This window comes from Flavobacterium sp. HJSW_4 (assembly GCF_042436695.1).
Taxonomy (GTDB): domain Bacteria; phylum Bacteroidota; class Bacteroidia; order Flavobacteriales; family Flavobacteriaceae; genus Flavobacterium.
This window is the reverse complement of record NZ_JBHNPP010000058.1, coordinates 1-12,818: the sequence shown is the minus strand read 5'-3', so window position 1 is coordinate 12,818 and position 12,818 is coordinate 1. Positions and strand designations below refer to the sequence as shown.

General features: G+C 32.3%; 11 protein-coding genes. 8 read left to right on the top strand and 3 right to left on the bottom strand.

Features of this window, described 5'->3' with window-relative positions; genetic code table 11:
• The first annotated feature begins 172 nt into the window (after nt 1-172).
• Entirely contained in the window at nt 173-625 is a 453-nt protein-coding gene (locus ACE01P_RS23900; RefSeq protein WP_379701569.1) for a DUF1569 domain-containing protein, read from the top strand.
• A gap of 12 nt (nt 626-637) precedes the next feature.
• Nucleotides 638-1,072 carry a nuclear transport factor 2 family protein gene (locus tag ACE01P_RS23895; protein WP_379701568.1) on the top strand — a complete coding sequence of 145 codons (435 nt, stop codon included), beginning with the start codon at nt 638-640 and terminating at the stop codon, nt 1,070-1,072.
• Here ACE01P_RS23895 and nth read toward each other — a convergent pair whose 3' ends face one another.
• Together nth and ACE01P_RS23885 are read right to left on the bottom strand one after the other, a co-directional pair.
• A complete protein-coding gene (gene nth, locus ACE01P_RS23890; RefSeq protein ID WP_379701567.1) occupies nt 1,073-1,723 on the bottom strand; it encodes an endonuclease III domain-containing protein in 651 nt (216 codons plus the stop codon).
• Between the two features lie 44 nt (nt 1,724-1,767).
• On the bottom strand, nt 1,768-2,634 hold the full coding sequence (locus tag ACE01P_RS23885) for an alpha/beta hydrolase (RefSeq protein ID WP_379701566.1): 867 nt from the start codon (nt 2,632-2,634) through the stop codon (nt 1,768-1,770).
• A 116-nt stretch (nt 2,635-2,750) separates the two neighbouring features.
• On the opposite strand from ACE01P_RS23885, the gene ACE01P_RS23880 reads away from it, so the two are divergent.
• The 6 genes from ACE01P_RS23880 (at nt 2,751) to ACE01P_RS23855 (ending at nt 12,386) form a co-directional block, all read left to right on the top strand.
• On the top strand, nt 2,751-4,178 hold the full coding sequence (locus ACE01P_RS23880; protein ID WP_379701565.1) for a glycogen synthase: 1,428 nt from the start codon (nt 2,751-2,753) through the stop codon (nt 4,176-4,178).
• Nucleotides 4,168-5,448: a glucose-1-phosphate adenylyltransferase gene (locus tag ACE01P_RS23875; protein WP_379701564.1), complete on the top strand. Its 1,281-nt coding sequence runs from the start codon at nt 4,168-4,170 to the stop codon at nt 5,446-5,448. The genes ACE01P_RS23880 and ACE01P_RS23875 overlap by 11 nt, the downstream gene beginning before the upstream one ends.
• Before the next feature lie 60 nt (nt 5,449-5,508).
• Nucleotides 5,509-7,413 (top strand): 1,4-alpha-glucan branching protein GlgB, encoded by a 1,905-nt coding sequence (gene glgB, locus ACE01P_RS23870; protein WP_379701563.1) that lies wholly within the window; start codon nt 5,509-5,511, stop codon nt 7,411-7,413.
• Between the two features lie 192 nt (nt 7,414-7,605).
• Nucleotides 7,606-10,005, top strand: coding sequence for a glycoside hydrolase family 31 protein (locus tag ACE01P_RS23865; RefSeq protein WP_379701562.1), 2,400 nt, complete (start codon nt 7,606-7,608; stop codon nt 10,003-10,005).
• Nucleotides 10,006-10,088: 83 nt separating this feature from the next.
• Complete coding sequence (locus ACE01P_RS23860) at nt 10,089-10,898, top strand: M48 family metallopeptidase (protein ID WP_379701561.1); 810 nt, start codon at nt 10,089-10,091, stop codon at nt 10,896-10,898.
• A gap of 162 nt (nt 10,899-11,060) precedes the next feature.
• A complete protein-coding gene (locus tag ACE01P_RS23855) occupies nt 11,061-12,386 on the top strand; it encodes an MFS transporter (protein WP_379701560.1) in 1,326 nt (441 codons plus the stop codon).
• 88 nt (nt 12,387-12,474) lie between these two features.
• Here ACE01P_RS23855 and ACE01P_RS23850 read toward each other — a convergent pair.
• Nucleotides 12,475-12,818 (bottom strand): GIN domain-containing protein (locus ACE01P_RS23850; protein ID WP_379701559.1); only part of this gene is annotated, 344 nt, incomplete at its 5' end.

Below are 12,818 nucleotides of genomic sequence, written 5' to 3'. Positions count from 1 at the left end.
ATTGGTAGACACGCTGGACTTAAAATCCAGTGAACAGCAATGTTCGTGCGGGTTCAAGTCCCGCTCTGAGTACTAAAACTTCAATTGGCTTTTGCTAATTGAAGTTTTTTTTTGCATAAAATTGAGTGATTCTGTTAAATTTTATATTTTTACTTTAATAATATTCAGAGTTATGCAAAATGTTTTTATTAAAAAAGATTGTGATCAACTTATAGATAGAATTAATCAGCTAAAGTCTGACTCGCAGCCACTTTGGGGTAAAATGTCTGTTGATCAGATGTTGGCTCACTGTAATGTGACATATGAAATGGTATATGATGATATCCATAAAAAGCCAAATGCTTTTATGAGATTCCTTTTGAAATCGTTTGTAAAGAATAAAGTTGTAGACGAATCTCCTTATCCTAAAAATATAAGAACGGCTCCACAATTTATTATCAATGGAGGACGTAATTTTGAACTTGAAAAAGAAAGACTTATATCGTATATCAATAAAACTTTAAAATTAGGAGAGAATAATTTTGAAGGTAAAGAATCGCTTTCTTTTGGAAAATTGTCTTCTAAAGAATGGAATAATATGTTTGCCAAACATTTAGATCACCACTTTTCTCAATTTGGTGTTTAAAAAAATATAACTATGAGAATTTATACTATTATATTTTTTCTTCTTTTAGGACTATCTTCTAATGCTCAAAAACAAGAAGTGCAAAAATCTATTGAATTGTTTTTTGAAGGATTTCATCAACGAGATTCTGCAAAGATCAAATTAGTTTGCTCTGATAAAATGATACTGCAATCTATTAGCGAAAGTACTATCAAAGGAAATAAATTATCGGATGAAAGTGCAAAAGAATTTTACAAATCAATAGCATCGATTCCTTCAACGGTAAAATTTCAAGAAAAAATATTGAGTTATAATATTCAAATTGATGGTACAATGGCACATGTTTGGGCACCTTATGAATTTTATTTAAATGATAAATTCAGTCATTCTGGTGTAAATACTTTTACTTTGTTTAAAGAAAAAGATTCGTGGAAAATTATTTATCTGATTGATACAAGAAGAAAATAATCAATTCTTCAGAATTTCGGTATTATAGTACAAACAAATATTATTTAAAAGACACTCAGGGCATTTTGGTTTTGGTCTACAAATTTCACGTCCTAGAAATGAAATTGCCATTCCTATTTCTGACCAAATATTTTTAGGAAGAACTTGCATTAAATCTTTCTCTATTTTATTTCCGTCCTTAGATTCTTTAATTATTCCAATTCTGGGCGCAACTCTTATTACATGTAAATCAGCTATAATTCCTTCGGCGGGTTTACCGGTTTCTCTTAAAATTACGTTTGCAGATTTTCTTCCAATTCCTTTTAGAGCTGTTAATCCTGACATTGTTAAAGGAATATCCTTATCATCTTTTATAGTTTTTGCAATATCTAAAAGCCATTGCGCTTTAGTTCCATGATTTCTAACTTTAGCTACATATGGTAAAAAAGTTTCTAAATCGGTTTTTGATAAACTTTTTAGTGTGGGAAACTTTTCAAATAAAGTTGGTGCAATCGAATTAATATTAGCATCAGAATCTTGAGCAGATAAAACAACCATTACCAATAGTTGATATGGATTTTGATATTCCAATGGATGTTTTCGTCCTTTATATTCTTTTAAAATGGGTTCTAATTTAGTTTCCCAATCCGATGTTTCTCCAAATAGATCCATTTTTATCTTCTTTAATTATGATATTGAGATAGTTATCTATAAAGTTAATCGATTTTGATGAATTCTAGAATTTTTTTTATAACATTTTGATTTCCAAGTATTTTTCGATGCCCTAATCCTTCAGTTAAAAATAAAGTCCCATTTTCAAGATTTTCATGAATATGTATTCCTGCTTTAACAGGAACTTCAGGATCATCTTTGTCATGCATAACTAAAACTGGGATTTTTATTTTTTGTGCCGCTTTATAAGCAGAGAAATCATCCATTTTTACTTTGTATTTTTTTTCAAAGCCTTCTCTCAAATGGTCACTAATTTCTTTTTTTAAACCTAACTTAAACGTAAATTCATCTAAGATATCCTGAACAATATCGCCACTTCCTATAATTATAGCTTTTTCTACTTTAAGTCCGTCTTTAATTGCATTCAAAACTGACATTCCGCCTAAAGAATGCCCGATTGCAATTTCAAAAGGCCCAAATTGTTTTTCTATTTCTAAAATAGAAGCAATAAATTCAGACATTATTGTTGTTTTACCTTTTGACTTTCCGTGTGCAGGCGCATCAAAACTCACAGTCGAATAGCCTTTTGCTAAAAGTTCATCGGCTATTTTAAATAGTTGGGTTCCTCTTCCAGACCAACCATGTACCAATAAAACTTTGCGTTGGCTTTGTCCATAAGTATAGGTAACTATACTTTTGTCAATCGCAGGAACATGAATTAGTTTTTGAATACTTTTAGTATCCATTTCTAACTCTCGTTTAGGAACTTTATGCTTTATAGGTGTTGTAAAAATCTTTGCAGCAAATTTTGTAACTAATTTTGTGGAGATAAAAGCACAAATTTTCGCAGATAATATAATAATCTTGGGAATTTTTAATGATTTAGTAGGATTAATTGCCTTTTTTGCCATTTCAATAAAACTTATTTATAGGAAGGATTTTGCTTGTTTTTTTGCTAAATTTAAAAAGCATAAAAGTAGCATATAAATTATAGCTTCTTTATGATAATCATAAATTAATTTCTGAAATGGAAATATTTCATATTAGTGCAGAATGTTATCCTGTGGCAAAGGTCGGAGGTTTAGGCGATGTAGTTGGTGCATTACCTAAATATCAAAAATCTGCAGGTTATGATGTTAGAGTTGTAATTCCTTGCTATGACACTAAGTTTAGAAAAGAAAATGATTTTGAATGTGTGCATTGGGGAACGGTTAAGTTAGGAGATTTTAATTTTCCGTTTAGCGTTCTAAAAGAAACAACTAATAAGTTAGGTTTTGAATTATACCTAATAGAAATTAATGAATTATTTAATCGACCAAATGTTTACGGTTATGAAGATGATATCGAGAGATTTTTGTCTTTTCAAATTGCTGCCCTTGATTGGATTTTAGCAAGAAATAATGCTCCAGATATTATTAATTGCCATGATCATCACACAGGAGTTATTCCATTTTTACTTCAATTTGCTTATAAATATGAAAATTTGCAGTATGTTAAAACGGCTATAACAATTCATAACGGATTGTACCAAGGCTGGTTTGGTTTTGATAAATTGTATTATTTACCTGAATTTGATTTAAGGCATGTTGGATTTTTGGAATGGAACAATTCTATAAACTCTTTGGCTGTTGGTGTTAAATGTGCCAATGCAGTAACTACAGTTTCTCCTAGCTATTTGAATGAAATTAATATTTCAGCAAATGGTTTAGAATCCTTATTTAATTCTGTCAGAAATAAATCTAAAGGGATTTTAAACGGAATTGATATTGAAGTCTGGAATCCGATGAAAGATCAGATGATTGCAGAAAATTATTCGATTGAAGATTTTGAAATTGGAAAAAGAAAGAATAAAGAAAAGCTCTGCGAACAATTTGAATTAGATCCATCAAAACCTTTATTTAGTTTTATTGGTCGATTGTTTGAAGAAAAAGGAGGGGACTTGCTTCCGCATGCTTCTGCCTTGGCTTTATCTGAAAATTTTGAAGAAATTAATATTCTGATTTTAGGTTCAGGAAATGCAGAAATAGAATTGCAGTTAACTCAACTGCGAAATGATTATAAAGGAAATTACAATGTTTTTATAGGTTATAATGAAGATTTAGCGCATTTGATTTATGCAGGTTCAGATTATATTTTAATGCCTTCTAGGGTAGAACCATGCGGATTAAATCAGATGTATGCGATGCGTTACGGAACAATTCCGATTGTTAGGAGAACTGGAGGGTTAAGAGACACGGTTGTTGATTTTGGAGATGAAGGGAATGGCGTTTGTCATGATCAGGCTTCTGTAGCCGACATATGCTATTCTATAAATCGTGCTGTTAAGTTGTATGAGGATAAAATAAATTTCAATAAGGTTTTAAAAAGAGGAATGTCAGCAGATCATTCCTGGGAAAGAGTTTGCCAAGAATATATCGAAATATACAACTTAATAATTCAGCAAAATGAAATTTAAAAAGAAAAATGTAGTTGCCATTATTTTAGGAGGTGGACAAGGTTCACGTTTATTTCCATTGACAGAAACAAGATCAAAACCAGCTGTTCCGATTGGAGGAAAGTACCGTTTGGTCGATATTCCAATTTCAAATTGTATTAATTCTGATATTTTTAAAATATTCGTTTTGACGCAATTTAATTCTGCATCTCTAAATGCTCACATTAAAAATACTTTCAATTTCAGTATTTTAAGTCAATCATTTGTAGATATTTTGGCGGCAGAACAAACTCCAGACAACCCTACTTGGTTTCAAGGAACGGCAGATGCTGTAAGACAATGTATGTCGCATTTTTTGAAACATGACTTTGACCACGCTTTAATTCTATCTGGAGATCAGTTGTATCAGATGGATTTTAATGAAATGCTTGAAGCGCATATTGCTGCAGACGCAGAAATTTCTATTGCAACTTTGCCAGTAAATGCTAAAGACGCTCCAGAATTTGGAATTTTAAAAACGAATCACGAAAGTGTTATCGAAGCTTTTATTGAAAAACCGCATGCGTCTTTATTGCCTGAATGGGAATCGGAGGTAAGCGAACAAATGCAGGAAAAAGGTAAAAAATACCTTGCTTCAATGGGGATTTATATTTTTAATAAATCCTTGTTGCAAGAATTAATGGCTGATCCAGAAACTAAGGATTTTGGTAAAGAAATTATTCCGCAGTCGGTTGGAAAACATAAAATACTTAGTTATCAATATGAAGGATATTGGACAGATATTGGAAATATTGAATCATTTTTCGAGGCAAATATCGGTTTGACAGCTGATATTCCAGAGTTTAATTTATTCGATAACGAAAATAAAATTTTTACAAGACCAAGATTATTGCCTCCATCTAAATTTAGAAATTCAATAATCAATCAATCTTTAATTTCTGAGGGTTGTATTATTAATGCCAAAGAGATCAAAAGTTCTGTAATTGGTATTCGTTCTAGAATTGGTGAAGGAACTATTTTAGAGAATTGTTACGTCATGGGGAATGATTTCTATCAAGATTTGGAAGAATTGAATCATGAAAGCAATATCAATAAAATACACGTAGGTATAGGCGAGAACTGTTTTATCAAAAATGCTTTAGTTGATAAAAATGTACGCATTGGAAACAATGTTCACATTAGCGGAGGAAAGCATTTAGACAATTTTACGAATGAATTGTACAGTATTAAAGACGGAATTGTTGTTGTCAAAAAAGGAGTTACGCTTGCAGACAATTTTAGAATTGAATAAACGCTTAAAAAATCAATATAAAATTCCAAAAATCTAAATCCAATTATCCTCTAAAATAATATGAGTAAAGTAATCCCACATTCTCTTTTTACTGACTTTGATATAGATTTATTCAAAGCTGGAAAACACTTCAGATTATATGAAAAACTTGGAGCTCATTTAGTTGAAGTCGATGGAGTAAAAGGTGTTTATTTTGCTGTTTGGGCCCCAACTGCTCATTCGGTTTCTGTTGTTGGAGATTTTAATTATTGGACTCAAGGCGAACATCTCTTAAATGTTCGTTGGGATTCTTCTGGAATTTGGGAAGGATTTATTCCTGATATTTCAAAAGGGGCGCTTTATAAATATAAAATCCAATCTAATATAAATGGCGTAATTACCGAAAAAGCCGATCCCTTTGCGCGTTATTGCGAAAAACCACCTCATACTGCCTCAGTAGTTTGGGATTTGGATTATAATTGGAAAGATGACAATTGGATGCAAAATCGCCAAGATTTTAATGCTTTAGATAAACCTTATTCGGTTTACGAAGTGCATTTGGGTTCTTGGAAAAGAGCAGATCATAATCGATTTTTGACTTATCTGGAACTAGCAGATGATTTGGTAAGATATGTAAAAGAAACAGGTTTTACGCATGTCGAATTTATGCCAATTATGGAATATCCTTACGATCCTTCATGGGGATATCAATTAACTGGATATTTTGCGCCAACTTCGCGTTTTGGGAAACCACAGGATTTTATGGTTTTGGTGGATAAATTGCATCAGGAAGGAATTGGAGTGATTTTCGATTGGGTTCCGTCGCATTTTCCAGATGATGCACATGGTTTAGGTTTCTTTGATGGATCGCATTTGTACGAACATCCAGATCGTAGAAAAGGTTATCATCCGGATTGGAAAAGTTTAGTTTTTAATTATGGAAGAAATGAAGTTCGTGCCTTTTTAATAAGTAACGCGGTTTTTTGGCTTCAAAATTATCATATAGACGGACTTCGTGTTGATGCTGTTGCTTCAATGCTTTATTTGGATTATTCTCGAAAAGATGGCGAGTGGGAGGCTAACATTTTTGGTGGAAGAGAAAATCTTGATTCGATTAGCTTTCTTAAAGAATTTAATGAAGTAACCTATTCTAATTTTAATGGAATTCAGACTATTGCGGAAGAAAGCACTTCGTTTCCTATGGTTTCAAGACCAACTTCTATTGGAGGTTTAGGCTTTGGAATGAAATGGATGATGGGCTGGATGCACGATACTTTAAAATATTTTCAAAAGGAAACTGTTTATAGAAAATACCATCAGAACGAATTAACTTTTTCGATGACGTATGCCTTTACTGAAAATTTCATGCTTCCGTTTTCTCATGACGAAGTGGTTTATGGTAAAAAATCTCTTATTTATAAAATGCCTGGCGACGAATGGCAACGTTTTGCCAATTTGAGATTATTGTACGGATATATGTTTACGCATCCAGGAACAAAACTTTTGTTTATGGGAGCTGAGTTCGGACAAACGAATGAATGGAATTTCGAACAAAGTTTAGATTGGCATTTACTGCAGTATGATTTTCATTCTGGAATAAAGAGATTGATTACAGATTTAAATCAGTTGTACAAATCACAGCCGGCTTTGTATGAAAAACAATTTAGAGGAGATGGTTTTGAATGGATTAATTATTCTGACCATCAAAATGCTATCTTATCTTACATCAGAAAAGGAAATAATCCAGATGAGAATATCATTGTCGTTTGCAATTTTACTCAAGTCGTTCGCGAAAATTATAGAATTGGTATTCCTAAAAAAGGAAAACTGCAAGAAATTTTTAATAGTGATGCCAAAATTTATGGCGGAAGTGGGATAGAAAATTCTAAAACAGTAAAAATTGAAGCTATATCTTATGATGGAAGAGATTTTTCTGCCGAATTGATTTTGCCTCCTTTGAGTGTTACTGTTTATGTTTTAAATTAAGTAAAAATCTATAAGTAAGATTTTGTCATTATATCGTTTCAAAATTATCAAATTGTTGATTTTTTGTTTGCTAATTTGAAACTCATTCAGAAAAAACGTTTTCGTGAATAAACCTTTTATTCATAGACTGTTATGAACATTTTTTGTATGTTTGAGTAGAAGGAAAATGTTATAAATTAATTCATTGGAGATATGATTACAAACACATCATTAGAATACAAAGGCGATTTATATCCATCAAAAATTGTCTCTTATGAACATGAAGGAGATTCTGTTTTCTTTAATACGGATAACAAAGTAATCTTAAAAGTTACTATTCTTCGTGATAGCTTAATCCGATTTCGTTTTACTACAAAAGGCTATTTCAGCAATGATTTTTCTTATGCGATTGATAAAACACAGCTTCATGGTTATAATTTTTTAGAGGTAACCGAAGAGGAAACTTTTTTTCAAATCAGAACAAGTAAAGTAAAATGTAAAATCCAGAAAGCAGATCTTAGACTTTCTATTTACGATTTAAACGATTTCTTAATTCTCGAAGACGAACTTGGTTTTCATTGGGAAGAAAGCTATGAATACGGTGGAAATATCGTAAAAATGAGCAAGTATTCTAAAGATGGCGAATGTTATTACGGTTTAGGCGATAAAGCCACTCAAATGAATCTTAAAGGCAAAAGAGTAGAAAATTTTGCCACAGATCAATACGCTTACCAAAAAGATCAGGAACCCTTGTATAAAGTGGTTCCTTTTTATATTGGTCTTCACAACAAACAATCTTACGGTATATTTTTCGATAATACTTTTAGAACATTTTTTGATTTTTGTCAGGAAAGAAGAAATGTAACAAGTTTCTGGGCTGAAGGTGGTGAAATGAATTACTATTTTGTTTACGGCCCTCAAATGCAAGATGTTGTTACCACTTATACCGATTTAACGGGCAAGCCAGAATTACCGCCGCTTTGGGTTTTAGGATATCATCAATGTAAATGGAGCTACTATCCTGAAAGTAAAGTTAAAGAAATCACATCAAAATTTAGAGAGCTTCAAATTCCATGCGATGCCATTTATTTGGACATTGATTATATGGATGGTTTTAGATGTTTTACATGGAATAAAAACTATTTTCCAGATCCAAAAAGAATGGTTTCTGAATTGGCTGAAGATGGTTTTAAAACTATCGTAATCATCGATCCAGGAATTAAAATTGACAAAGATTATTGGGTTTATAAAGAAGGTCTAGAAAAAGATTATTTCTGTAAAAGAGCTGACGGACCTTATATGAAAGGAAAAGTTTGGCCTGGTGAATGTAATTTTCCAGATTATACAAATCCCGTAGTTAGAGAATGGTGGGCTGGATTATTTAAAGAATTAATTGCAGACATTGGAGTAAAAGGAGTTTGGAATGATATGAACGAACCTGCTGTAATGGAGGTTCCAAATAAAACGTTTCCGATGGATGTTCGCCATATTTATGATGGAAATCCATGTAGTCATAGAAAAGCTCATAATATCTACGGAACTCAAATGGCAAGAGCAACTTATCATGGTGTAAAACGATTTGCTTATCCAAAACGCCCATTTGTGATTACAAGATCTGCTTATGCTGGCGCTCAGCGTTACACATCATCTTGGACAGGAGATAACGTGGCAACTTGGGAACATTTATGGATTGCAAATATTCAGGTTCAGAGGCTTTCTATTTCAGGAATGGGATTTACAGGCTCTGATATTGGAGGTTTTGCAGAACAGCCAACAGGAGAATTATATGCTCGTTGGATTCAATTGGGGGTTTTTCATCCTTTCTGTAGAACGCATTCTTCTGGAGACCACGGAAATCAAGAACCTTGGGCTTTTGATGAAGAAGTAATCAATATTACGAGAAAATTTGTGAGTCTTCGTTATCAATTATTGCCTTATTTGTATACGATGTTTTGGCAGTATATCGAAGAAGGAATTCCGATGTTAAAACCTTTGGTTTACTACGATCAGGATGATACGCAAACACATTATCGCAATGACGAATTTATCTTTGGAAATCAAATTTTAGTGTGTCCGATACTTGAACCTAATGCTGTAGGTAGACGTATGTATATTCCTAGAGGAGAATGGTATAACTATTGGACCAATGAGTTGTTTATAGGAGGAAGAGAAATCTGGATTGATACTAAATTTGATGAGATTCCGGTCTTCGTAAAAGCTGGAGCTATTATTCCGAAATATCCTGTTCAGCAATACGTAGGCGAATTAGAATTTGATGAATTAACGCTTGATGTTTATTATTATAACGGGAAAGAACAGTCGGCTGTTTATGAAGATGCTCAAGACGGTTACGATTATAAAAAAGGGCGTTACAGCTATTTATCGTTGCGAAATATCGGAAAAGAAAAGGAACTAATTATTCAGCTTCATAAAGAAGGAAAATATAGTACTCCATATACTAAATACAAAATCAATTTAATTGGATTGCCTTTTAAAGTTGTCGAAATAGAAATTGACAATGAAAAAATCGAATTTGATAAAATTAGCTTTGAGCAGAATAAATTCTTAATAGTTGATAAAGAGTTTAATGAACTTCATATCGTGGGAGAATAGTTAAATTTTGATATTTTTTTGATGTAATGTGTAAAATATTTTATTTTTTTTAATTGTATTTTTGTTAGAAAATAGCTCGAATTATGAAAAAATATATGTTTTTAGGAATTTTTGCAGCGCTTGTTATGGCTTGTGCAACAAATCCAATTACTGGAAAACAAAACTTGAATTTTGTTTCAAATAGCGAATTGTTTCCAACTTCTTTTCAGCAATACAGTACTTTTTTGTCTGAAAACAAAGTTATTACAGGAACGGCAGATGCAAAACTTGTAGAGAATGTTGGATTTAAAATTAAGGCTGCGGCCGAAAAATATTTGACCTACTTAGGTCAGACGCAGTACTTAAAAGATTATCGTTGGGAGTATAAACTGGTTGATAACAAGGAAGTTAATGCTTGGTGTTTACCTGGTGGTAAAATTGTGGTTTATTCTGGAATTTTGCCAATTACACAAAACGAATCTGGTTTAGCAACTGTAATGGGACACGAGGTTTCTCACGCTCTTGCAAATCACGGAGCGCAAAGAATGTCTGCAGCACAATTACAGCAAATTGGAGGAGCAGCTTTAGGAGCAGCAACAAGCGGAAAATCTGAAGCTACTCAACAAATCTTTGCTCAGGCTTACGGAATTGGTTCAGAGGTAGGAGTAATGCTTCCTTTTAGTAGAGGAAATGAAACTGAAGCTGATAAAATTGGTTTAACGCTAATGGCAATTGCAGGTTACAATCCAGATGATGCTGTGGCATTTTGGACAAGAATGTCTGCAAAATCTGGTGGAGCAAGTACTCCAGAATTTATGAGTACACACCCTTCAGATGCATCTAGAATTGCAAATATTAAAGCTTTAATTCCAGAAGCAAGAGCAATCGCGCTTAAAGTGGGAACTATAAAATAATGCAGATAATGCAATAAAAAATATACTTAAAAGCTATTCATTTTTGAATGGCTTTTTTGTTTTGATGAAGTTGATAATTTATTAATGTACGATTTGAATAATTTCTATTTGTTTATCATAAAAAATAGATAAATTCGTAGCCTATTTAACAAAATCTTTTCTATGAAAAACCTACAAAAAGGAGATAAGAAGCTTTTAAATGCCTGGGCGTTTTATGATTGGGCAAATTCGGTTTATACCTTGACAATTGCTTCTGCAGTTTTTCCAATTTTTTATGAAGCTTTATTTAGCGACCGTGACCATTATATTGATGTTTTCGGAATGCATCTTAAAAATTCAGCATTAATTAGCTTTATTACCGCTTTTGCCTTTATGGTGGTTTCGTTTATTTCTCCATTATTATCTGGAATTGCCGATTATGTTGGAAACAAGAAATCATTCATGAAGTTTTTCTGTTATGTAGGGGCTTTATCTTGTATGGGATTATATTGGTTTGACTTAGATAATATTTATGTCGGATTATTGTTTTATTTCCTTGGATTATTGGGGTATTGGGGAAGTTTGGTTTTTTATAACTCGTACCTTCCAGATATTGCATTTGAAGAACAGCAAGATAGAATTAGCGCAAAAGGATATTCATTAGGATATATTGGAAGTGTGATTTTGCTGATTATCAATTTGGCCATGATCATGAAGCCAAAACTTTTTGGAATTTCAGGAACTGATGGCGAAGCAGCAATGAAAGCGATGCGTTATTCTTTTATAATGGTAGGAGTATGGTGGATTTTATTTAGCCAATACACTTATTATTATTTACCTAAAGGAAGTAAAGAAACAGGCCAAAAATTAACGAAATCTGTTGTGTTTAATGGCTTTAAAGAATTAAAAAAGGTTTGGGCATTATTAAAAGAAAACATTCCTTTAAAACGTTATTTAGGAGGTTTCTTTGTTTCAAGTATGGCAGTGCAAACTGTAATGCTTGTGGCGACTTACTTCGGTGCGCAAGAAATTCAGTGGGAAAGTAAAGAACAAAGTACAATTGGATTAATAATTTGTATTTTAATTATTCAATTAGTTGCTGTTGTAGGAGCTGTATTGACTTCTAGAGCTTCAGCTAAATGGGGCAATGTCCCAACTCTTATTGGGATTAATGCTATTTGGGTTGTTTTTTGTGCAATTGTTTATTTTATTTCTTTACCGATACATTTTTATGTAATGGCTACAATTGCCGGATTTGTAATGGGAGGAATTCAAGCATTATCTCGTTCAACTTATTCAAAATTATTGCCTGAAACAGAAGATACAGCATCATTTTTTAGTTTTTATGATGTTGCTGAAAAAATCGGAATCGTAATCGGAATGTGTGTTTACGGAATTATCGATCAAATTACGGGAAGCCCGCGTTCGGCAATTGTAATTTTAGGAATCTTCTTCATTACAGCAATATTTCTTTTAAGAAGAGTACATAAAAAAGACGTTTCAAATTAATTGAAACGTCTTTGATGACATATCGCAAATTGCAATTGATTATTGATTGATGATAGTTTTGTAATTTGCGATATTCTATTTAAAATAATTAACCTTTGTAAATTTTTCCAGAACCAGAAACTTTTACATCTCTTTTCTCTGGATTTCCTAGATATTTAATATTTCCAGAACCAGAAACTCTTCCCGTTATACTTGTTTCGCAGGTTACTACACTATTTCCAGAACCAGAAACGGTTACGTCTACAGCTTGCGATTTTAAATTAGAAGCATTCACATTTCCTGATCCTGATATTTTACTCGTAAAAGAATCTGCTTTTCCTTTTAAAACAATATCACCAGAACCGCTTAAAGCCAAATCAAAACTTCTAGAATCAACATCTAAATCAAAATTACCTGATCCTGAAAGTTTTGCAGAAAAACTATCACTATTAA

Coding starts and splice junctions, on each gene's coding strand:
- ACE01P_RS23885 (WP_379701566.1), bottom strand. CDS start 2,634: ATGGCAAAAAAGGCAATTAATCCTACTAAATCATTAAAAATTCCCAAG.
- ACE01P_RS23900 (WP_379701569.1), top strand. CDS start 173: ATGCAAAATGTTTTTATTAAAAAAGATTGTGATCAACTTATAGATAGA.
- nth (WP_379701567.1), bottom strand. CDS start 1,723: ATGGATCTATTTGGAGAAACATCGGATTGGGAAACTAAATTAGAACCC.
- glgB (WP_379701563.1), top strand. CDS start 5,509: ATGAGTAAAGTAATCCCACATTCTCTTTTTACTGACTTTGATATAGAT.
- ACE01P_RS23880 (WP_379701565.1), top strand. CDS start 2,751: ATGGAAATATTTCATATTAGTGCAGAATGTTATCCTGTGGCAAAGGTC.
- ACE01P_RS23865 (WP_379701562.1), top strand. CDS start 7,606: ATGATTACAAACACATCATTAGAATACAAAGGCGATTTATATCCATCA.
- ACE01P_RS23895 (WP_379701568.1), top strand. CDS start 638: ATGAGAATTTATACTATTATATTTTTTCTTCTTTTAGGACTATCTTCT.
- ACE01P_RS23860 (WP_379701561.1), top strand. CDS start 10,089: ATGAAAAAATATATGTTTTTAGGAATTTTTGCAGCGCTTGTTATGGCT.
- ACE01P_RS23875 (WP_379701564.1), top strand. CDS start 4,168: ATGAAATTTAAAAAGAAAAATGTAGTTGCCATTATTTTAGGAGGTGGA.
- ACE01P_RS23855 (WP_379701560.1), top strand. CDS start 11,061: ATGAAAAACCTACAAAAAGGAGATAAGAAGCTTTTAAATGCCTGGGCG.